The sequence below is a fragment of the Roseateles depolymerans genome (genome assembly GCF_003387155.1).
GTDB classification, from domain to species: Bacteria; Pseudomonadota; Gammaproteobacteria; order Burkholderiales; family Burkholderiaceae_C; genus Roseateles; species Roseateles depolymerans.
The window spans coordinates 1,385,248-1,406,052 of sequence record NZ_QUMT01000001.1 but is presented as its reverse complement, the minus strand read 5'-3'; the positions used below and the strand labels follow the sequence as shown (position 1 = coordinate 1,406,052).

Here is a 20,805-nt window from a genome sequence, read left to right as displayed (position 1 = left end):
GCCCCGGTGGCTGCCCGCGCCCCATTGTCCGCGCCCCGCCATGACCCGTCTCGCCGCCGTCCGCCGCTGAACGCCCTGCGATCAGCGCTGCGCGCTCTGGCCGTGACGCTGGGCTGTGCAGGGGGGATGAGCCTGGTCGCCCTGCCCGTCCAAGCGCAAACCCTGCGCTGGGCCGGCGCGGGCGACATGCAGACCGCTGACCCGCATTCCCAGAACGAGATCGTCACCAATGCCATGAACGGGCAGGTGTATGAGCGGCTGGTGGCCCGGGACCGCAACCTCAACATCGTGCCCAGCCTGGCCACCGAGTGGACCCAGGTCAAGCCCACGCTCTGGCGGGTGAAGCTGCGCCAGGGCGTGAAGTTCCAGGACGGCACGCCCTTCACCGCGGACGACGTGGTGTTCTCGGTGACGCGCGCCAAGGATGTGAACTCCAACATCAGCGCCTATGCCCAGGCGGTCGGCACGCCGCGCAAGGTGGACGACAGCACGGTGGAGTTCCAGCTGGAGCAGGTCAACCCCATCTTCCTGCAGCACCTGGACCTGATCTTCATCATGAGCAAGCGCTGGAGCGAGCAGCACAAGGTCACCCGTCCGCAGAATTACAAGGACAAGGACGAAACCTACGCCGCCACCCACAGCAATGGCACCGGCCCCTACATCATGGTGGACCGGCAGCCCGGCATCCGCACCAGCTTCAAGCGCAATCCCAACTGGTGGGGCAAGTTCGAAGGCAATGTGCAGGAGGCCGTGTTCACGCCGATCGCCAACGACTCGACGCGGCTGGCGGCCCTGGTCTCCGGCGAGGTGGACGTGGTGCTGGACCCGGCCCCGCGTGACCTGAACAAGCTGAAGCAGACCAGCGGTGTGAAGGTGCTGGAAGGCCCGGAGAACCGGCTGATCTTCATCGGCATGGACCAGGCGCGGGACAAGCTGCTTTACGGCAAGGTGCCGGGCGACAAGAACCCGTTCAAGGACGCCCGCGTGCGGCAGGCGCTCTACCAGGCGATTGACATCAACGCCATCAAGCTCAAGCTGATGAACGGCCTGAGCCTGCCCACCGGCGGCCTGACGCCCTCCCCGCTCGGCGCCTACAACGACGCCCAGATCGAGGCCCGCCTGCCCTACGACGTGGCCGCGGCCAAGAAACTGATGGCCGATGCAGGCTATGCCAATGGTTTTGAGGTGACGCTGGACTGCACCAACAACCGCTACATCAACGACGAGAAGATCTGCCTGGCGCTTGCCTCCATGTGGGCACAACTGAAGGTGAAGGTCAACGTGAATGCCCAGCCGCGCACGCTGATGTTCCCCAAGCTGGAGAAGATGGACACCAGCCTCTACATGTTCGGCTGGGGCGGCGTGATCACCGATGCGGAAGTGGCTTTGACGCCGCTGCTGCGCAATCGCGGTGAAAAGGGCGTGGGCTACTACAACTTCGGCAACTGGAAGAACGACAAGTTCGACGCCCTGGCCGCCAGCTCGAGCGTGGAGCCTGACCCGAAGAAGCGGGAAGAACTGGTGAAGTCCGCGCTGCGGGAGTTCAAGGCGCAGAACCATGTGATTCCGCTGCACCGCCAGATGATTCCCTGGGCCTTCCGCCAGAACGTGACGGTGCAGCATCGGGCCGATAACTGGTTTGAGCTGCGCTGGGTGACGGTGGGCGGGAAGTAAGCGGCGCAGGCGTCGCGCCGGGCGCGCGCGCCCTGGCTGGGCGTTGGCCCTGTCCTTGTCCTTGTCCTGGCTGGACGTTGGGCTCGTCCTGTCGTGGCATTGCCCCCGCTCTGCCAGGGCCTTGGGCGCAGTTTGAACGGTCAGCGGGGCGTTGCTGAAGGCTCTGCCGCAGCCCCCACCGGCGCTTCTGCCGGCTGCGGCGGCGGATTGTTGGCTGCCAGGCGCGGCGGTGCAGCCAGGGGCACCGGCACCGGTCGAACATCCAGGCGGACATCCAGCAAGGTGATGTCATTGGCATCGCCCTGGCTGTTGAACCAGCCCTGGGTGCCCTCGCCCCGGTACAGCCGGAACACAAAGGCCGTGCGGTCACGCGGCTCGGTCGCCCCGGGGCGCACCCGGGCCGCCATCGCCCTCACCTCGCCGGACGGCGCGGTCATCAGTTCCGCCATGGCCTGCACGATGCGGTTGTCTCCCAGGATATCGGTCTGGAAGGTGCTCACCGGGCTGGTCAGCGAGTGGGACGCTCGAATGATGCGGGTCTCCGGCAGCGGCGTCTTGCGCTGCTCAGGCGTGACCTGGCCGGTGCGCAGGTCGTAGTGGTCGCCGTTGTCCAGATAGCTCAGCCGGGCATTCTGGACATTGAACATGTCCAGCGTCGGATCGGTGCGAGCGCTGCGCAGGTCCACCAGCAGCGCGCCGCGGGCACCAATGATGTCCACGGACGGCCCGCGGATCACCGCGGCGCTGTTTTCCTCAATGCCCAGGCCCAGCCGGTAGCCCTGCGCCATCATCAGCGGCAGCATGCGTCCGATGCGGCCGCGCTTGAGGAAATGCTGGTCGACGAACAGGCGGTCGCTCACAAAGCCCAGGCCGCGGTCGATTTCATGACCATCACGCATCTGGCCGCGCATCACGCCCATCACATCCAGGGCGTCACGGAACATGGTGCGGCTCATGATGGCCGCCCCCGCGCTGGTGCCCGCCACAACGCCCCCACGGCGGTACACCTCCCAGATCGCTTCCAGCATCGCGGTGGGTTTGCCGCCCGGCTGGAAGGTATCGACGATCAGCCCTTGCGCGCCACCGGAGAAGAACACCGCACTGGCGCCACGCACCTTGGCGATCAAGGCGGGGTCGTTGAGATTCTTCTGCAGGTCCGCGCCCTCGAGCCGGGGCGCGACCGGAATGTGCTCGGCCTGTGCGCCATGGCGCTGCAGCACCTGCACGATGGCATTGGCGGACTGCTCCGGCGCCGCCGAGGCAGTGGCCAACACCGCCACCTTTGCCTTGCCGGGGCCACCAGCTTCGTCGACGATGCGCTGCCATACAGCGTCATTGTCAAAACGCAGGTTCCCGCCAATCACCACGGCGGTTTGGGCCTGCGCCAAATGCCAGCCGCATGCGGCCAGCAGCAGTACAGGCATACGAAGGAATCGGCTCAGCATCTGCATGGCGCCATAGTGCCCCGATTGCTGGATGGAATCCAGCGGGTCCACCGGGTTTGGGGATCGGAGATTCTCGAATTAGGGGGAAACGATGAGGGGCAAAGCGCGGTCATCTGCCGGCCTCGCGGACGCATTGTGCGAGCAGCGATTTATTGCGTACGTTTGGGCGCTTGTCCCTGCGATTTGCCGACCGGTCTCCCATTTGCGATCCCCACGCCGCAGTCAGTGGGATCGGGGACACGGGCCGCTCAGGCATGCGAACTGCCGACATCGGGTGATCGGGCGACGAGACAGTCTCGTCCCCTCACCGGAGATTTCAATGTCTGATGAAGCCAGCTTTGGTGCACCGCCCGACAGTGCAGGCAGCGCCTCCCCCACAGGCTCGATCAATGTGGGCGACGAACAGGAAGTGCAGACCTGGGCCCGCAAGCTCAACGTGACGGCCCAGCAGATCCATGACGCGGTGAAAGCCGTTGGCGCGCGACCGTCCGACGTGGAGGAGCATCTGAAAGGCTCCAGGTCCACCACCAACGCGGAACAGACCCGGGCTGCGGGCGGTTAAACCCCGCCGCCTTACTGCTGCGGAATGCGGATGTCCGTCAGTTGCCAGGACACCCACCCGCGCCGCTCCAGCACCAGACCCAGCTTGCGTGACGCGGGCTGGTCGCTGCGACGCGCGTAGAAGATCACCTGGTCGAGTCCGGACCGCTCGGTCCACCATTCGACATCATTGTGCCGAGGGGAATCATCCGCTCCGCCCTGCCCGGAGGACGGCGATGGAGAGCCGTCCGATGCGGCGGGATCGTCGTCGCGCTTTTTGGGCATCAGCTGGCCGTACTGCAGGGCCCGCATCACCACTTCCGGACGCACCAGCGCCTGGACCGCGCCAGTGGCCAGCGCCCTGCCCAGCATCCGGCCGATGCCGCCCAGCGAGCGCTTGGGCTCACGCCCCGAATCCGCAGTGGTGTCGGCCGTGTCGACGGCCGGGCCGGAGAGCTGCGTGGTGATGTTCTCCCGGAGTCGCGGGTAGTCGACATAGGCGTTGAAGCGGTCGGCATCGCCGGCCTTGGCGGCTTCGCGCATCTGGTGCAGGGTCCAGTAAGGGGCGGCGAACCAGAGGCCCGCGAGCGCAGCCATCACCGCCACGACGGCAGCCTTGATCCCTCTTGTGCTCATGATTCGATGGGTGCGTGTGTGATCGGTTCGTTCGAAGACATCAGGCCGACGCCGGTTCGGAGATTTCAATCAGGTTGAGATCGGGATCTCGGACATACACCGAGCGGATTTTTCCGGTAGCGCCTGTGCGCAGGACCGGACCTTCCACGATGTCCACGCCCAACTTGTTGAGACGCTGCACCACGTCGTCCAGCGGAATGGACGCCATGAAGCACAGATCCAGCGCGCCCGGCACCGGCGTGTGAGCCTTGGGCTCAAATTCGCGGCCTTTGACATGAAGATTGATCTTCTGCTGGCCGAATTTAAAAGCGCGCCGCTCGACCGGTGGGGTGCCGCCGATGAAGCTTTCGAGCTGCATGCCCAGCACCTCGGTATAAAAGCGGATGCAGTCCGCCTCGTGGCTGGTGGTGAGGACGAGATGGTCGAGATGGGCAATCATTGGAGCACGGCCTTCGTGGTGATGCCGCCACTCTATGCGATGCCCGCCCCTGCCGTGATTCCAGGACGCAACACCGGTTGCGTGCTGTCTCCGAAGGATCGACACTGCCGCTCCAGTTTCCTGGGTCCCTTCAAAACATGGCACAAGCGCCTGCAGTCGACACGCCCCACTCTTCTCACCATGGACCGCAACAAGGCCTTGCCGCGCTGACGCTCGGCGCACTGGGGGTCGTTTTCGGCGACATCGGCACCAGCCCTCTTTACACGATGCGCGAGGTGCTCAACCCCGCCAACGGGGTGACTCTGGACCCGGCATCGATCATCGGTGCGGTGTCGGCCATCTTCTGGGCCTTGATGGTGGTGGTGACGCTCAAGTACGTGGTGCTGATCCTGCGAGCGGACAACCGCGGCGAGGGCGGCATCATGGCGCTGACCGCCCTGGCCGTGCGTGCGGCCGGGGACACCGCGAAACGACGACGCGTGCTGCTGCTGGTGGGGGTCTGCGGCGCAGCGCTTTTCTACGGCGACAGCGTCATCACCCCGGCCATTTCGGTCATGGGCGCGGTCGAAGGCCTGGAGCTGGTCACGCCGGCGTTCAAACCCTTCGTGTTGCCGATCTCCGTGGCGGTGCTCACCGGGCTGTTCCTGATTCAGCGGAAGGGCTCGGCGGCTGTGGGTGTGCTGTTCGGGCCAGTCATGTTGCTGTGGTTTGGCGTGCTGGGGCTGATTGGCGTGGTCCAGATCGCGCAGTCGCCCGAGATCTTGCGGGCGCTTGATCCGCGTTTCGCCTTTGCGTTTCTGCAGGCCCGCGGACCCGGGCTGTTCCTCGTGGTGGGTGCGCTGGTGCTGGCGCTGACCGGTGCAGAAGCGCTGTATGCCGACATGGGGCACTTTGGCCGTCGTCCGATCCGTCTTGCGTGGTCGGCGCTGGTGCTGCCGACGCTGGCCCTCAATTACGCCGGGCAAGGCGCCCTGCTGCTGAGGGACCCGACGGCCCTGGACAACCCGTTCTTCCGGCTTTTCCCCTCCGCGTGGCTCATCCCGATGGTGCTGCTGGCGACGCTCGCTTCGGTGATTGCGTCGCAGGCCGTGATCTCGGGCGCGTTTTCGCTGACGAAGGAGGCCATCCAGTTGGGCCTGCTGCCTCGCATGCGGGTCATCTACACCTCCGCGCAGGCCATGGGGCAGGTGTATTTGCCGGCGATCAACTGGACGCTGCTGGTGGCGGTGCTGCTGGCGGTCCTCGGCTTCGAGAGCTCGTCCGCGCTGGCCTCGGCCTATGGCATTGCCGTGACCATCACCATGTTGATCACCACCGCGCTGACCTTCTTTGTGGTGCGCCATGCGTGGCGTTATCCCGCCCCCGTGGCCTGGGCGGCGACGGCGCTGTTCCTGGTGGTGGACGCGGTGCTGGTGATTTCATGCTCGCTCAAGTTTCTGCAAGGCGGCTGGTTCCCGCTGGCGCTGGGCCTGGTGCTCTTTGCGGTGATGGCCACCTGGCGCCGCGGCAAGGAGCGTCTGCATGCGCAGGTGGCCGACGAAGACCTGCCGCTGCTGCCGTTTCTGGAATCACTGTCGCAGGACATTGCAGGTCCGCGACCAGAGCGGATTGCGGTGTATCCCGTCTCCAATCCGGACGTGGTGCCGCCTGCCCTGCTGCACAACTTGAAGCATTACCAGTCACTGCATGCCCGCAATGTCATTGTGACGGTGCGGTTTGACAAGGTGCCTTTTGTGCCGGAGGACCAGCAGCTCAGCGTCGAGCAGCTGCCTTCGGACTTCTGGCGGGTGGTGGTGCGCTACGGTTTCAAGGACGAGCCCAACCTGCCGGCCGCGCTGGGGCGCTGTGCGCGGCATGACCTGCAGTTCGATCCATTCCTGGCGTCGTATTTCCTCAGCCGGCAGGTGGTGGTGCCGGGGGCGCAGAAGAAGAAATCGGGCATGGCGCGCTGGCGGCAGCAACTGTTCATTGCCATGGCGCGCAATTCCAGCAGCGCAGCGGATTACTTCCGGCTGCCGGATAACGGGGTGATTGAGTTGGGGTCGCGGGTGCAGTTGTAAAGGCCTGGGTCATTCGTGGAACCGCTCCACCACGGGGAGGCGGAGCAGCGATGACGATTCATCCAACACGCGGGTCAGCTCGGCCGGGTTCTTGTGGACGTCCCTGAAGCGGATGAAGGCGATGCAGCGGTCGTCCAAGGTGACCAACTGGATCTCGTGGATGTAGCCGTCGATGTGCGTGCCGGACAAGGCGCCTTTGTGCTCCCAGACCGCGGTCGTCGTTCTCCGGATCTCTTTGAGCTCTGACCTGCGAACCAGCCCCCTGGATCCGATGCGTCGTCCAAGCAGCCGGATGTTACGGCGGACTTCCGAAGCAGACAGCTGAAAGTCTACGGAGAACAAGCTCAGCAGGAGGGCCGAGCCGATGAAGACGACATAGGCATACAGCCAGGGACTGTGCTGGGAAGCGTGCTTCCCAAAAAAACCGTCCGCCAACACGGGGGCCAGCAGCAGCCCGCAAAAGAAGAGGCCAGCAATCCAGCGATGGTGGTCGGTGGAGAGATCTTCTTGAACGTTCAAGAGAAACCTTTAGCGGGAGACTGGGGACGGTGGATGGTGCGCATCGGTCTGGGTGGGCGCCGGGGCAAGCAGCTTTGTTCCCTGGGAAGGTTGTTCCAGCAGCTTCCGCAAGTGCGTTTTCATTGAGCTGTGTTTGCGTCTGTCATACGAGGGCAGCGCCTCCAGGACTTGGAGCCAGTCGCCCATGAACGACGCGTCATGCTTCAGTGTGAGTCGTTCGGCCGTCCATCGCGCCTGACAGGCCCGGTCCTTCGCTTTCAACTGCACCCATTGGGCGTGGCAGGCTGGACAGAGGTCGCGGCGCTGCCAGATGTAGTTTTTCTTGACCTCGAAGGAGCGCTTCTGGTCGGCAGCGGTGAACACGGCAGGGGATGCACAGCGAATGCACGAGTAGTGGATGTCGCAGTAGCGGTCGGACTGGCTGTATGAATGCCCGCAGTAGAGGTAAGACCGTTTGCTCTCTTCAGACCATTGCGTCGCGTCCATGGGGACGTCTGCATCCGGCTGACTCCGCTGTTTTTGTGTTTGACGCGTCATGGTGTGGTTTGTGAGGGCAGCCCACCGGATCGACAGCTCGGGACTGTCTCGGGCACTGTGAGTGTCCCCGGCTCATGGGTCAAGTCAAGTTACAACTCGCCGCTCAACCACCTCGGTATGCATTCATAACGTCTCTGCACAAGCGTTTGGTTTTCAGTAAGAAGTTAGCGGCGCTTCACGGTTACGGGCCAATACGCTCATTGTCTGGATGCTCCACACGCAGCCAGATCTTGCCATCGAAGCGAGCGATATCGGTCACTCCAACACTCCAGAGAACACCATCCACCTGATCAACCCGCCATGCATCCTGCAGTTCCGGTTGCAGGCTGGTCCGCACCTGCATGATCGACTTTCCGTTCCAGACAAACAGCCCCTCTTCCGCACAGAGGTAGACCGATTCATTGAACTTGGTGAGGCACACAAAAGTCTGTTGATCGTTCGACCCGTTCAAGCGGTTGAAGCCGTCCCGCGCGTTGCCCCGCAACAGGGTGCCCTTGTACCCACACACCCAGACCTCTTCGGGCCCGTAGCAACGCACCCACTCCAGGTGCTCATCAACGGGCAGATCAATGCGGGTCCACGCTGTTCCGTCGAAATGGGCCATGTAGCCGCCCAGCCCAACGACGTAGACGTCATCGCTGGAAGCGCCGTCCATGCAACTGAGCATCGGCGCGGCGTTCATTCTGTCCAACAGGCCTTCGACATCCTGCGCGTGGTCGGACGGGTTCAGATGAACCCGAATCCCCTCGTCAGCAGGCTGCCAGTCATCGCGGCCCATTCGGCGGTACACCTGCCCATGCTGGCCACAAGCCCACAGCTGACCGTCAATCAAGCGGATATGCGTCAACAGCCCGCCAAAATTCCCTTCGGTCATACCTGCGCCGGGAATGACTTCCTTGAATGTGGGTTCGTTGCGCTCGTTGAAGTGGACCGTTCCATGCATGCCCAGCGCGGCGTAGCGACTGCCGTCAGGCAGATCCTCTTTGGGCAGCCGGTAGGCATGCACAGAAACGATGGTGTCTTCGTAATCATGGCAGGCCCACCAGCTTGACTGCGTCAGGTCGAGCACGCTCATCCGGGTATGCGACGTCTCGTGAGGATCGAGGTCCTCGAGCTGGGTGGCCACATACAACCAGTCCGGGTCGATGCAGACTGCGTCCAAGAAATAAACAGAAGCTGCGCTCAAGGTCACCCCTTCCCACTCAAAGCGTCCACAACTTGTCTCGATTGCCTTCCAACCAAGCACGGACCTCATGATCGTTGAAGATGTCAGTCCAACGCCCGTTGGATTTGAAAGCAGCGCCTCCGTATCCCGCGATCAGCAAAACGCCATCTCGAACGGCCAAATTCCCAGCACACACTTTGACTGCAGGAGGGACATCAGCGGGTATCAATGAGCGATCGCTTAAGGTCCAAACTCCATAGTCATTGGTCGCCCATAGCTGGCCCTCATACCAGACAAGGTCCTTGATGGGGAGCGAAATCTGTGCCGCTGTCTTCAGCTTCTCCCACGTGTCACCACGCCGTCGAAAAATGACATTGCCTGCTGCGACATAAACGAGACCGTCTCCGCCACAGCAAACGGCCGACAGCCCCCAATCACTGGGAAACGGGAGGCGGCTCCAATGCGTTCCTTGCAGATGCCAGACATCGCCTGCGTCCCCCACGGCGTAGATGTCCTCAGCACTGAAGCCATCAAAATCCAGGAAGCTGAGCTTGTGTTGCTCAGGCATGGGCAACGGGTCGCCCACCAGTTCCCAACGCCCTGGCTGCCGGCGAATAAACAGTTGCCTCGCTGTACTGATGGCAAAAAGATGTCCGCCAAAGCTTCTGGCGCGGCTGAGCCCGCCTAGTCTCACGCCGCCTTCGAACTTGGAAGGAATGGGATCTTCGAAGCCATCACGGCCGGGGGTGGGCGTCCATGACTTCGACGCAATGTCCAGCACCACCACCTTCTCATCGGGTGCATGCGCAACGGCGCACAAACTTCTGCCGAACCCACCAATCTGACCCACGCCCCAATGCTGGCCGGGGGGCTTCTTCAAATTCAGGCTCAGTATCCGCTTCAGCAGACTAGCCTCGGCAGGGGGATCGCGACCGTCCGTCCAACCTGGTCGTTGCGTGTAGTCCTCACGCAGGAGCAGATAAAGAATATCTCTATTTTTTATCGCGCAGTCGATAACGTTAAAACCAGCGATTCGCGGGAATAACTGTTCAATTGAAATGCTCAATCTGCATGCTCCGGCGCTTGGGTACGAAAGTAGATTGCGGCTTCAACAACGAATATTCCCGCAATAAGGTTTTGAGGCGCAGACAGGACCGTTCAGTGCCGTCATGCGAATCCTAGGGGCGTATGCCAAGCTGCGCGCTATGGCGATTTCCAAACTTTGTCTCGATTGGCACCAAACCACTCCCGCACCTCATGGTCGTGAAAAATCACAACCCAGGTCCCATCGCGTTTATATGCCGCGCCTCCGTACCCGGCTAACAGCATCACGCCATCTCGAACAGCCAAATTCCCAGAACACACTTTTACTGCAGATGGGACATCAGCGGGCATCAATGAGTGATCGCTTAAGGTCCAAATTCCATAGTCATTGGTCGCCCACAACTGGCCTTCATACCACACCAGATCCTTGATTGGTAAAGTAATGAGATCTTTGGTGTCGAGACGCTCCCACCTATCTTCAAACCCCCGGTATATGACCGTACCTGCAGCGATATAGACATTCCCATCCGGCGCACACAAAACCGCAGAAATACCCCAACTCGATGGGAATTTACAGCGACGCCAAACGGCCCCATCGAAATGCCAGACTTCCCCGCTGCCTCCAACTGCATAGACGTCGTTAGGAGAAAACCGATCAAAGTCGTCAAATCCGCAGCCGCGAAAATCAGAATCTGAGACGTTGATGGGGGGCCCCAGCAATTCCCATTGCGAGGGACCGTTCCGCTTCAACACCTGTCGGCAGGCCGAGCACGCCCACAGCTCCGCACCGAACGATTTAACGCGGGTGACAGGCCCTGCCAATATGCCACCCTCTCCCTTCGTCGTCGAAGGCGGCTCAAAACCATTGGAGTTTGGATTTTGAGACCACACTTTCGTATCTGAATCGACCACGAGGATTTTTTCCTCCGGGGCATACGTCATCGCGCAGAAACTTTGATTCAGGCCAGTGAGATGCATATGTCCCCATCTCTTGCCCTCAGCATTGTTCAGACGAAGCACGAAGATCCGTTTGGGCAGCCGACCTTCCGGCGGAGCATCCTCCAACTCGCGTCGGCCTGTACGTTGGGTATAGTCCTCACGGCCCAGCAAGTAGAAGGTTTCCCGATCCTTGATCTCACAGTCAATGAGATTGAAACCGGCCATGCGCGGGAGAAGCGTGTCGATGGAGATACTCATTGCGGCGGCATCCAAACCTTGTCGCGATTGGCCTGAAACCACGCTCGCACTTCATGGTCGTGAAAAATCTCAGTCCACGCCCCGTCGCGCTTAAACGCAGCGCCGCCGTAACCCGCGAGCAGCAGCACGCCATCCCGCTGGGCAAGGTTGCCGGAGCAGACCTTGACACCCGGCGGAACGTCCGCTTCAACCAGCCCATCGTCCTTTAAGGTCCAGAGACCGTCATCGCTTGTGGCCCACAACTGACCTTCCCACCAGACCATGTCCTTGATGGGAATGGACATCTGCACCCTTGTCTTCAGCCGCTCCCACTGGTCCCCCATCCCTCGGAAGATGTGGTTGCCGGCGGCGACGTAGACCAAGCCGTCGCCACCGCAGCAGACTGCAGATATCCCCCACTGACTGGGAAATTTGAGTCGCTGCCAGCGCCCTGAAGAGAAGTGCCAGATATCGCCCGGATCACCCACGGCGTAAAGATCGTCAGCACTGAACCCGTCGAAATCAACAAAGCTCAAGACGTTCTGATCGGGTTCGGGCATCTCCTCCCCGACCCGTTCCCAGACACCCGGCGCGTGCCGGACGAACACCTGCCGGGCGGTATTGCACGCAAACAGCTTGCCCCCAAAGCTCTTGACCTTGCTGAACCCACCGCGCTTTGTGCCGCCCTCCGCCACCGTTGCAACGGGTTTCTCCATGCCAGAAAAACCAACGGCAGGGGACCATGCCTTTGAGCTACTGTCGATGACCACCACCTTTTCCTCAGGTTGAAAGGCCACACCGCAAAGGCTTCTGCCCATGCCGGTGAGATGCGTCACTGGGAACTTCTTGTCATCCGGATTCTTGAGTCCAATGCCGATGAGCCGCTTGGCCACGCTCCGCTCTGCCGGCGGCTGTCGGGACTCGCTCCAGCCCACATGCTGGGTGTAATCCTCACGGGCGAGCAAGTACAGGATGTCTCGATTCTTGATCTCGCAGTCAATGACATTGAAGCCCGCAATGCGGGGCTTGAGCTGCTCAATGGCAATACTCATAGATGCTCGCTCGCTAGCTGTCGGCGTCAGTCTTTCTTGGGCAAACAAACGGTGATGGCCGCCGTGGAAAGATCCTTGCGGTAAGACACTTGTAGAAGCCTGCTTTCTACCGACCAAAGGTCCCAATAAACTTCGCCGTCTTCTTCATCAGTTTCCTCTGGCTCACCCAGTGCTAGCAGCGCTTGATCGCGATTGAGCACTGCTCCCTTAGCGAAAGGAACGGGACCGCGATAGGCAGAGACTTCCGACGAACCATTGGGGTAATAGAAAACACCCGTCATCACAAATGGTCCCGCGCCTTGAGGTTCTCCGTAATCGCGTGAGTAGTACTCTCTCGGAGTGAAAGAAAGCACAACCCCCTTATCGACCAATGAAACATAGTCACTGGTCGTCTCCTTCATCCTCTTGGGAGAGAGCGCGTCCACCGAAGACCCGTTGGCCTTGATAGCCTCCACCAAGGCGCCGTCAATATTGGTGAAGCCAAGTAAATGAACCAACTGATCTGTGGTCATGGAAAAATTTCCTCACATCTAGATAGATTGGGAGTTCAATCTCAAACCTACCGCATCCCGGTGGCAGTTCCCACTTCCTACCGCGACGGGAGTAAGGGTATCGAGACCGAAATCGTCGAAATTGTCAGGTCAGACCGATAGCTGGTGCGCAGTTGCCGGGCTTCCTTACTCCACTGGTCCCAGTCAATTTCTTCTTCATCCTCTTCAGTGCGATCCGGAGTTCCGTAATGAAGCAACGCTTCGTCCCGAGTGGAAACGGGGCTCGCTGAAAATGGAGCGCAGCCCACGTACGGGTCAAGATCTTCGCCACCATGCGGATAGTAAAAGATCCCCGATAAGACGTAAGGACCGGCACCGCGGGGAGTGCCGCGCGACATTTCAAAGCGAGCACGTGCTTGAAAGGCAAGTGAAATTCCCCGATTGGTGATGTTCACGTAATCCGTTCCCAGCTCACGAATATTCTTCGGGGATAAGGTTTCAACCTTGCCACCGATTTCAGCAATTGCCGAAATAAGTGATTCGTCGGTGTTCGTCAAGCCAAGAATCTGATAAAGCATTTCGGTTCGCATAATTTACCTCGTCAACGCCTTTTTTCGATAGCAAGCTTCACTCTCTTAGTCGGCCAATGCTCTGACAGGATTGGTCTATGTGAGCTGTTTCACGCAAATCCAGCGCAGTTAACGGCTACGCTATCAATGTAATACACGCATGAAGTGTCGTTAAATGCCATTGACCTACCGATATTGCATCGTCAATCTTATGACTCGCCTGATTGCCCAGTCGACTTTAATCCTTCCTCAGACAAGCCGGTGCCACTCGTTGCCGTCATGAAGCGCGGCTCCATGGAGCCCCGCCACCATCAAGATACCGTCCGCAGTGGAAAGATTGCCCGCGCAGGCAGACGCTAGTGGTGGCACGTCGGCATCAACGAGCTTTCCATCTTTAGCCACAGTCCAAAGTCCATATTCAGAAGTGCACCACACTTTGTCCTGATACCAGACGATGTCTTTGAAGGGAACCGACATGTTGTCTTGGTGAATGACTTCCCATTCATCTTCGCGCCCACGCATCAGGCCACCCGACTGTAGGCCGATGTAGACAAATCCATCCCCTGCGCAGCAGATGCTTTCGATCAGCATATTGGTAGAGGTCTGGCATTGATGCCAGCGATCGCCGTCGAAACGCCAAACATCCCCTCGTCCGCCGGCCGCATAAATATCGTTTGCATGGAAGCCAGAAATGGCGGAAAAGCCAAAATCCATCACTCTGTTTTTAGGCGGATCGGTTAGGTTATTACGAATTGACACCCAGCGCTGATCGTCATCCAGGTAACAAACATGTCTCCATCCTGCGCAGACGTATAGCTTGCCATCAATAGTTGCCGCAGCATCTGGGCCAGTACTCAGCGGCCCTTCAGCGGATTCTGGAATATTCGGCAATATGCCGTCGCCAGCGTCACCAGTAACCGCAACCCCACTGACCTGCCCCAACATGAAAGCTGTCTTTCCCAGATTGGGAGCAACTCCGATGATCGGGAATGCAAAGCCGCTGTACTTCCTCGCATGGAGATTGGCGGCTTCGCCGAATCTAATTGATCCAAAAGCTCTCTTTCCGCTATCGACACTTCCTTCATCGAACATGATGAAGCATACGTTAGCCCTATCTATCACCGCACAGTCAAAAAACCAACGTCCGTTGAAGACACGATCCTTGTAAGACTCAGGAACAACATAATCTATGACCACGCCAATGTTCCAATACCGTTAAAACCTGAAGTGGTGCCAATGCAGGGTTGTGCGCTGTCGAAAGGAAGCTCATTGAGCCTGCGCACGGAACTTCTCTGCTGCAGATGCCATTCGGTTCTCCCAATTGGTCAGACAAGCCGGTGCCACTCGTTGCCGTCATGAAGCGCGGCTCCATTCAGCCCCGCCACCATCAAGATACCGTCCGCAGTGGAAAGATTGCCAGCGCAGGCAGACGCTAGTGGTGGCACGTCGGCATCGACGAGTTTTCCATCTTTAGCCACAGTCCAGAGTCCATATTCAGAGGTGCACCACACTTTGTCTTGATACCAGACAATGTCTTTGAAGGGAACCGACATGTTGTCTTGGTGAATGACTTCCCATTCATCTCCACGTCCGCGGATCAGGCCACCCGACTGCAGACCGATATAGACAAATCCATCCCCCGCGCAGCAGATGCTTTCCATGAGCAATTTGGTAGGTATTTGGCACTGACGCCATAAATGACCGTCGAATCGCCAAACGTCTCCTTCCCCGCCTGCCGCGTAGATGTCGTTCTCGGCAAAACCTGAGACGGCGTCGAATCCGAAATCAGTGACCCGTTTAGACGGGGGGTCAGCAAGATTATGTCGAATCGATACCCACTCTCTCTTGTCGCTTAAGTAACAAACATGACGCCAATTTGCGCAGACGTACAGCCTCCCGCCTATTGTGGCGACATTACTAGGACTCGTGCGCACAGGACCATCTGGAGAGGTCGGGATATTGGACCATTTTTCGTCTCCAGCATCCCCGTGTACTGCAACGCCGCTGACCCGCCCGAGCATTACCGAGGTCTTTCCTAAGTTCGGGGCTACACCCAACATAGGAAACAGGAACCCCGTATACCTGCGCCCATCAAGACAGGAGCCCATTCCAAACCGAACTGTTCCAAAGGCACGGTTGCCATTATCCTCTGGACCGTTATCGAACAGCACAAAGCTGACAGTATTCCTGTCAACAACAGCACAGTCGTAAAACCAACGACCGTCAAATATCCGTTTTCGGTAGGAATCAGGAATTTCGTAGATATCACTCAAGATTTATCTCCGGCGTTGTGATGCCTTAGAAAGGCTTGAACGGTTGGCTGACAGGATTACTCGCCGATAGGTTCGTTGTCTGGATGGTCACAGCGCACCTGCATCCCGCCATCAAAGCACGCAACGGTTTTATTGAGACAGCGCATGGCTGACATGTCGCCCTTGCTTAGATCAAACGGTGCCATCCATTACCATCATGTAGAGCGGCACCGTTCATTCCGGCCACCATCAAGATTCCGTCTGCAGTTGAGAGATTGCCTGCACAGGCGGACGCCAGCGGTGGCACGTCGGCATCGACGAGTTTTCCATCTTTACCTACGTTCCAAAGCCCATATTCAGAGGTGCACCACACTTGGTCCTGATACCAGACAATGTCCTTGAATGGGACTGTCATGGTGTCTACGTGAATGACTTCCCATTCATCCCCCCGACCGCGCAGCAGGCCGCCAGACTGCAGACCGATATAGACATATCCATCTCCCGCGCAGCAGATGGTTTCCATAAGCATGTCAGTTGGAACATCGCACTGTTGCCATAGCCGACCATCAAAACGCCAAACATCACCCCGGCCGCCGCGTTTAGTCACCCGCCCAAGCCTCCGATGCAAATTCGGCCCACAGTGGCGGCAGCTGGACGGGCTCCTGCTCGTCGGGATCCAACAGCGATTGGGCACCCAGCGTCAGTATCTGCAACCTGACCCGCTCGTCTGGCGAAGCTTTTAGGTCAATGTCCTGAATCACTGCAGCCTGTACGCAGTTGCCGGCCTGCCACCGCAACAGCAGCGGGAGGTCTGGCGGCACGAAGCCGTTCAGGAACTCAGCGTGATCCTCAATGTCGAGCCAAAGCGGCACGACGTGCTTCGGCATGCTCATGGCGAGTTGATCGAATGCCGGCTTCAGGCGCTGACACTTGCCGCACCACGATTCAGCGCCAAGCACCACCAGCAGCTCTGCACCTGGCTCACGCAAGCGGAGCGCCACCCGCTCCGCATCCAGCCATGGGTCGAGTGTCTGCGTATCTTTCATTGCGGGATTTCCATCCGATTCAGTTGCGCAGCCTGCGCTGCGGGCTGGCGCGACAATGGCCGTCATGACGGGCGGCCATCAGGTTGACCATCTTCCCGCCAGCATTGCGCTGGGGTGCTTGAATGCCGCGCGGCGCATGGGCACAAGCGTCAAACACCCACATCGCAGCGAGGTTTGAATCTGGCGACATCACTCCCAGATCGTGCGCGTCAGTTCACATGCACCGAGCCACCCACAATGCGTTGCGTCGCGCTTGCGTGGCTGGTGATGTAGGTGCCGCGCAGCTGAATGCGTCCATCGGCCGTGAGCACGATGCAGGCCTCCCCGCAACGCAATTCGAGTTCCTCCGCGGCTTCCAACACCTCACGATGACCGTCCACCGTGATGACCAGGCCATCGGCGTCCTCGTCTTGCTCCGCCGCCGCCTTCAAGGGATCCGCCTGCGCGGGTTCCGATGCAGCGCCATTCCACAGCGTTCCCAGCACGATGGCGGACCCACCTGCCAGCACGCTCAGGGCAATGCCCTGCCCCTCATGCTGCGCCGTCAGCGGCACGAGGCTATGCACCACCTGCACATGCCCAAGGCCGTCGACCCTTGCCGATCCTGGCCGTCCCTGCTCGGGCGCAGACTCCAGCGTTCCAATGATCACCTGCCCCGGAAGGGGCATCACCGATGCTTGAGAAGCTTGTTGAAGCAAAGCACCAAAAGGCGATGACTCCAGGGTGGCCGTCTCCACAACGTCTGCCGATTGATCCAGTCGCACCACCTCAGTTCTCCAGAATCTGCTTGCCCTTCATGGTCACCTCGCCGTCAGCCTTGAAGGTCTGTTCGCCGGTGGTGCCGACGCTGAGCGTGTGGCCATTGATGATGATCGTGCCGTCCGATTTCATCGTCAGACTGGCTTTGCCGACCGTGAGGTGGATTTCATCCTTCGCCTGCACGGAATACACCGCGCCGCTGTTGATCGAGTAGTCCTTGCCCACCAAGGTCTTTTTGTAGAGACCCACCTGCTCCGACTGCTGCAAGCCCACCGTGGTGTTCATCAGCCCCCCCACCGAGGTCTGATACGCCGCGCCAATCGTCAACGCCTTCCCAAGCCCAATCGTCTCCGCCTTCGCCAGCGCCACCGTCTCGCTCTTCATCCCCCCGATGGTCACTGACCGATTCGACCCGATCGAGATCGTCTCATTCACCCCGACGTCTTCGGTGCGGTTCAACCCGATCGAGATCTTCTCGTCCAGGTCCACCCGCTCCGTGCGGTTCTGATGCACCGTGATCGTTTCATCCAGATTGACCGTCTCGGTGCGGTTCCCCTTCACCAGCGTCGTTTCATGCCGGTCGATGGTCTTAGTCCGATCCCGCCCGACCCAGTGCGTCTCGTCGTTCTCGACTTCGATGTCCTGGTTCTTCTCCGCGTGGATCCAGACCTGCTCTTCGCCCTTCTTGTCCTCGAAGCGAATGGCATTGGCATTGCCATAACCCCCGCCCTTGGTCGACCGGGTCAGGAAGCCGCTTTGTGTCGCATTGGCCGGCAGATCCCACGGCGGCAGGTTCTCGCCGTTGTAGGTGCGTCCGATGATGATGGGTGCGTCCGGGTCCCCTTCCAGGAATCCGACGATCACTTCCTGCCCAATCCGCGGAATGTGCACCCCGCCAAAGTTGGAGCCGGCCCACGGATGCGCCACGCTGACCCAGCACGAGCTCTGCTCATTGCGCTGGCCGCGTCGGTCCCAATGGAATTGCACTTTCACCCGGCCGAACTTGTCGGTGTGGATTTCCTCGCCGGCCGGGCCGGTGACGATGGCCGTCTGCGGCCCCGGCACCACCGGCTTGGGCGTGCGCCGCGTCGGCCGGTATTGCTGCGCCGCCGGAATGCAATGGAAGCTGCAGCTCAGGTCGGTGGAGCCCGACCCCGATTCACTCACCGCCTGACGCAGATGCAGCGAGGTCGACGTCACCAGATACTGAATGTTCTGGTCGTCATTCGGATGGCGGCTGAGAGACACCAGATGCCCGGTGTGAACGCCCTGCGCGTTGGTCACCCCGTCATACAGGTCATAGGCACTTTGCAGTTCGTCCAGACGGTCTTCCGCATACTGCGCGCCGTCGCCATTCTGGATGTAGCCGCCCGGGTAGTCGAAGATTTCGCCATCGGACAGGTCATAGTCGCGCTTGCGTGCCTGGCTGGTCTGCAGCGAGCTGGACGGGCGCTGGAAGTCGTAATCCGTGATGACGACCTTGCCCGGTTGCACGCACTGCACATTGGCCCATTGCGACACATGCTCCAGCTGCGGCGGCACCTGGCCGTTGCCACCATAGAAAGGCAGCGTGGCGCAGGTAGGGACGGCGTCGTGCGCACTGGCGGAATCGCACAGCACCATCTTGTGGCCGGACTCGTCGTGCTCGATGTACCAGTAGATGCCCTCGTGCTCCAGCAGCCGGGCAATGAAGTTGAAATCTGTCTCCCGGTACTGGACGCAGTAATTCCAGGTGCGGTAGGGGCGCATCAGCTTGAGCTCGAAACGCGCGACCGGATGGTCATCGAAGACCTGTTTGACGATGTCCGGGACGGTCATCTCCTGGAAGATCCGGCAGTCGGCCGTGCGCGTGAGCAGCCAGGGCCAGGGCTTGAGCGTCATCTGATAGACGCTGTACTTGCCTTCGAAACCGCTGCGGGCGAAACGCGATACGTAGCCGCTCACATGGCGGGGCACGTCATCGCGCAGCGCCACCGTCAGCGAGGCTTGTTTGCCCAGCAGCTCGGCGGCCTGGATGTCCTTGCGCTCGCTCAGCAGCGTCAGGGTGGTGTCGCCCAGGTCACTCAACGCTTCACGCACCGTGCAGGTGTGCACGCGCAGCGTGTCTTCGGGCAGGGCAGTCTTGAGTCGGAAAGGTGTCGGTGCGGGCATGGGCTGGGCCTGAGTGTCCAGCCGTCAGATTAGGGGGGCACCCCATCACCGGGAATTGTCTAAAGTCACTTTGGGGGGCATGCCCTAGCCTTCCCCCCACCCTCACGCCGCCATTCACACCCGAGCCGGTGACGGTGGCCGTGCGCGGCGAGTGACAGGCCGCTGAGGTCGATGCGCCCAGCTTCAACGCGTCAGAGGAGCTCTTCCTGCCTTCTGCCCAACAACGTCACTCGGTAGACGCAGTCTTCAGCCAGGCTATACAGCACGTGGAGATCGAAGGATTCGAAGCGCCAACGGTGAAACCCTTCCATCTCGTCAAAATCCTCGGTGTCGACTGACTGACCGACCTTGGCCAGCACCGTGTCAGGCCCGTCATCGAAAGTAATTCCGAAAGGGAGCGGCCCTTGCCACTGAACGCTCTTGAAATCCAGGTCACGGCGATACCTCGCCCCGGACAGGCAAAGTGCCGACGGTGAAACATCGTCGGATGCGTTCATGCTCAATACCGCTCTTGGGGCAGCGTAAAGCTGAAATCCGTGATCATCAGAAAAGTCGATCTCCCCGTAGCTGCTCGCTTCATCAAGCTTTGATTCGTACCTGATGGACTGAAGCGAAGTCAGTAATCGCGAGTCTGTGAGTGGAAGTCCGAGAGATGCGATCACGCCATCAGGCGACAGAATCTGAGCTTGAAGCTGGCGCGTCGCCGCTTGAGTGGCGATGGCCTCCTGCGTGAAAGCGGGCGCGATTGAGATGAGCCGACATACCCCGCCCGGCGTGAAACTCACGTCCGCCACGTTGCTATCAAAATGCCACCTGGCCTTGCGCACAACACAATTGACGATATGGACCCACTCGGGTCGTCCCAGGGTATCAACCCACCTTTGAAAGGGGGACTGTGTGTCCAATCCAGCCAAAACAGGGCCTTCGTACCTGCTGACGTCTTGACGGTATTGGCCAAAAAGCACAACCCGGCATACGGTGATGGCCCCGCTGCTCTTGGGTAAACCAAAGCGCGACATGAAAGACGATTTGTCCGTGAAAGACAAATAGGCGCCCAAGTCCAAGTTGAACAATGACAACCGGCCGTTTTCGACAGCCTTGTCGATCGACTCTTGGTCGATCCACTCACGATCCGGCCAAGCTTTCAAGGCCTTCTGCAGCGCAGGGTCGTCCCAACCTTGCCCCAACAGGCTACGCGGGTCGCCGTCAAGTGCCGACATCGATTAGGCTTGCTTTGGAAGTGAAAAGAG

General features: G+C 60.0%; 21 protein-coding genes. 3 read left to right on the top strand and 18 right to left on the bottom strand.

Features of this window, described 5'->3' with window-relative positions; translation table 11 throughout:
• The first annotated feature begins 75 nt into the window (after positions 1-75).
• Positions 76-1,674 (top strand): ABC transporter substrate-binding protein, encoded by a 1,599-nt coding sequence (locus DES44_RS06255; RefSeq protein ID WP_375137510.1) that lies wholly within the window; start codon positions 76-78, stop codon positions 1,672-1,674.
• 140 nt (positions 1,675-1,814) lie between these two features.
• Here the strand turns inward: DES44_RS06255 and DES44_RS06250 are convergent, their stop codons facing one another.
• On the bottom strand, positions 1,815-3,098 hold the full coding sequence (locus tag DES44_RS06250; protein ID WP_211326924.1) for a cyanophycinase: 1,284 nt from the start codon (positions 3,096-3,098) through the stop codon (positions 1,815-1,817).
• Positions 3,099-3,438: 340 nt separating this feature from the next.
• On the opposite strand from DES44_RS06250, the gene DES44_RS06245 reads away from it, so the two are divergent.
• Positions 3,439-3,681, top strand: coding sequence for a DUF3606 domain-containing protein (locus DES44_RS06245; RefSeq protein ID WP_058935738.1), 243 nt, complete (start codon positions 3,439-3,441; stop codon positions 3,679-3,681).
• Positions 3,682-3,692: 11 nt separating this feature from the next.
• On the opposite strand, the gene DES44_RS06240 is transcribed toward DES44_RS06245, so the two are convergent.
• Both DES44_RS06240 and DES44_RS06235 read right to left on the bottom strand, forming a co-directional pair.
• Positions 3,693-4,295 carry a DUF2939 domain-containing protein gene (locus tag DES44_RS06240; RefSeq protein ID WP_083525699.1) on the bottom strand — a complete coding sequence of 201 codons (603 nt, stop codon included), beginning with the start codon at positions 4,293-4,295 and terminating at the stop codon, positions 3,693-3,695.
• Positions 4,296-4,335: 40 nt separating this feature from the next.
• Entirely contained in the window at positions 4,336-4,734 is a 399-nt protein-coding gene (locus DES44_RS06235; protein ID WP_058935740.1) for a VOC family protein, read from the bottom strand.
• A 137-nt stretch (positions 4,735-4,871) separates the two neighbouring features.
• Between DES44_RS06235 and DES44_RS06230 the strand changes: the two genes are divergently transcribed.
• A complete protein-coding gene (locus tag DES44_RS06230; RefSeq protein ID WP_058935741.1) occupies positions 4,872-6,794 on the top strand; it encodes a potassium transporter Kup in 1,923 nt (640 codons plus the stop codon).
• Positions 6,795-6,803: 9 nt separating this feature from the next.
• Here DES44_RS06230 and DES44_RS06225 read toward each other — a convergent pair whose 3' ends face one another.
• The 15 genes from DES44_RS06225 to DES44_RS06185 form a co-directional block, all read right to left on the bottom strand.
• Entirely contained in the window at positions 6,804-7,313 is a 510-nt protein-coding gene (locus DES44_RS06225; RefSeq protein WP_058935742.1) for a hypothetical protein, read from the bottom strand.
• A gap of 9 nt (positions 7,314-7,322) precedes the next feature.
• Positions 7,323-7,799: a hypothetical protein gene (locus tag DES44_RS06220; protein ID WP_058935743.1), complete on the bottom strand. Its 477-nt coding sequence runs from the start codon at positions 7,797-7,799 to the stop codon at positions 7,323-7,325.
• A gap of 232 nt (positions 7,800-8,031) precedes the next feature.
• Positions 8,032-9,036 carry a beta propeller repeat protein gene (locus tag DES44_RS06215; RefSeq protein WP_147306983.1) on the bottom strand — a complete coding sequence of 335 codons (1,005 nt, stop codon included), beginning with the start codon at positions 9,034-9,036 and terminating at the stop codon, positions 8,032-8,034.
• 16 nt (positions 9,037-9,052) lie between these two features.
• Positions 9,053-10,081, bottom strand: coding sequence for a WD40/YVTN/BNR-like repeat-containing protein (locus DES44_RS24510; protein ID WP_147306982.1), 1,029 nt, complete (start codon positions 10,079-10,081; stop codon positions 9,053-9,055).
• 137 nt (positions 10,082-10,218) lie between these two features.
• Positions 10,219-11,256 carry a hypothetical protein gene (locus DES44_RS24505; RefSeq protein ID WP_147306981.1) on the bottom strand — a complete coding sequence of 346 codons (1,038 nt, stop codon included), beginning with the start codon at positions 11,254-11,256 and terminating at the stop codon, positions 10,219-10,221.
• Positions 11,253-12,287, bottom strand: coding sequence for a beta propeller repeat protein (locus DES44_RS06210; RefSeq protein ID WP_058935745.1), 1,035 nt, complete (start codon positions 12,285-12,287; stop codon positions 11,253-11,255). Before DES44_RS06210 ends, DES44_RS24505 begins: the two co-directional genes overlap by 4 nt.
• A gap of 26 nt (positions 12,288-12,313) precedes the next feature.
• Positions 12,314-12,799: a hypothetical protein gene (locus DES44_RS24500; RefSeq protein WP_147306980.1), complete on the bottom strand. Its 486-nt coding sequence runs from the start codon at positions 12,797-12,799 to the stop codon at positions 12,314-12,316.
• Between the two features lie 77 nt (positions 12,800-12,876).
• The gene (locus DES44_RS24495; protein WP_147306979.1) at positions 12,877-13,356 is read right to left on the bottom strand and encodes a hypothetical protein; all 480 of its coding nucleotides are present in this window, start codon (positions 13,354-13,356) and stop codon (positions 12,877-12,879) included.
• A 240-nt stretch (positions 13,357-13,596) separates the two neighbouring features.
• A complete protein-coding gene (locus tag DES44_RS25510; RefSeq protein ID WP_147306978.1) occupies positions 13,597-14,544 on the bottom strand; it encodes a hypothetical protein in 948 nt (315 codons plus the stop codon).
• Between the two features lie 128 nt (positions 14,545-14,672).
• Entirely contained in the window at positions 14,673-15,620 is a 948-nt protein-coding gene (locus DES44_RS25505) for a hypothetical protein (RefSeq protein WP_147306977.1), read from the bottom strand.
• A gap of 166 nt (positions 15,621-15,786) precedes the next feature.
• Positions 15,787-16,122: a hypothetical protein gene (locus tag DES44_RS24480; protein ID WP_147306976.1), complete on the bottom strand. Its 336-nt coding sequence runs from the start codon at positions 16,120-16,122 to the stop codon at positions 15,787-15,789.
• 76 nt (positions 16,123-16,198) lie between these two features.
• Positions 16,199-16,645 (bottom strand): thioredoxin family protein, encoded by a 447-nt coding sequence (locus DES44_RS06200; protein WP_058935747.1) that lies wholly within the window; start codon positions 16,643-16,645, stop codon positions 16,199-16,201.
• A gap of 209 nt (positions 16,646-16,854) precedes the next feature.
• A complete protein-coding gene (locus DES44_RS06195; RefSeq protein WP_147306975.1) occupies positions 16,855-17,313 on the bottom strand; it encodes a hypothetical protein in 459 nt (152 codons plus the stop codon).
• 100 nt (positions 17,314-17,413) lie between these two features.
• Positions 17,414-19,555, bottom strand: coding sequence for a type VI secretion system Vgr family protein (locus DES44_RS06190; RefSeq protein ID WP_058935749.1), 2,142 nt, complete (start codon positions 19,553-19,555; stop codon positions 17,414-17,416).
• Positions 19,556-19,746: 191 nt separating this feature from the next.
• Positions 19,747-20,775, bottom strand: a complete 1,029-nt coding sequence (locus DES44_RS06185; protein WP_058935750.1) for a hypothetical protein — start codon at positions 20,773-20,775, stop codon at positions 19,747-19,749.
• Between the last annotated feature and the right edge of the window lie 30 nt (positions 20,776-20,805).

Excerpts from the sequence above, each read along its gene's own strand:
- DES44_RS06235 (WP_058935740.1), bottom strand. The coding sequence starts at position 4,734 with ATGATTGCCCATCTCGACCATCTCGTCCTCACCACCAGCCACGAGGCG.
- DES44_RS06230 (WP_058935741.1), top strand. The coding sequence starts at position 4,872 with ATGGCACAAGCGCCTGCAGTCGACACGCCCCACTCTTCTCACCATGGA.
- DES44_RS06245 (WP_058935738.1), top strand. The coding sequence starts at position 3,439 with ATGTCTGATGAAGCCAGCTTTGGTGCACCGCCCGACAGTGCAGGCAGC.
- DES44_RS24480 (WP_147306976.1), bottom strand. The coding sequence starts at position 16,122 with ATGGAAACCATCTGCTGCGCGGGAGATGGATATGTCTATATCGGTCTG.
- DES44_RS06250 (WP_211326924.1), bottom strand. The coding sequence starts at position 3,098 with ATGCCTGTACTGCTGCTGGCCGCATGCGGCTGGCATTTGGCGCAGGCC.
- DES44_RS06195 (WP_147306975.1), bottom strand. The coding sequence starts at position 17,313 with ATGCCCCTTCCGGGGCAGGTGATCATTGGAACGCTGGAGTCTGCGCCC.
- DES44_RS06220 (WP_058935743.1), bottom strand. The coding sequence starts at position 7,799 with ATGGACGCGACGCAATGGTCTGAAGAGAGCAAACGGTCTTACCTCTAC.
- DES44_RS06240 (WP_083525699.1), bottom strand. The coding sequence starts at position 4,295 with ATGAGCACAAGAGGGATCAAGGCTGCCGTCGTGGCGGTGATGGCTGCG.
- DES44_RS06190 (WP_058935749.1), bottom strand. The coding sequence starts at position 19,555 with ATGCCCGCACCGACACCTTTCCGACTCAAGACTGCCCTGCCCGAAGAC.
- DES44_RS24505 (WP_147306981.1), bottom strand. The coding sequence starts at position 11,256 with ATGAGTATCTCCATCGACACGCTTCTCCCGCGCATGGCCGGTTTCAAT.
- DES44_RS06185 (WP_058935750.1), bottom strand. The coding sequence starts at position 20,775 with ATGTCGGCACTTGACGGCGACCCGCGTAGCCTGTTGGGGCAAGGTTGG.
- DES44_RS24495 (WP_147306979.1), bottom strand. The coding sequence starts at position 13,356 with ATGCTTTATCAGATTCTTGGCTTGACGAACACCGACGAATCACTTATT.
- DES44_RS24500 (WP_147306980.1), bottom strand. The coding sequence starts at position 12,799 with ATGACCACAGATCAGTTGGTTCATTTACTTGGCTTCACCAATATTGAC.
- DES44_RS06210 (WP_058935745.1), bottom strand. The coding sequence starts at position 12,287 with ATGAGTATTGCCATTGAGCAGCTCAAGCCCCGCATTGCGGGCTTCAAT.
- DES44_RS06200 (WP_058935747.1), bottom strand. The coding sequence starts at position 16,645 with ATGAAAGATACGCAGACACTCGACCCATGGCTGGATGCGGAGCGGGTG.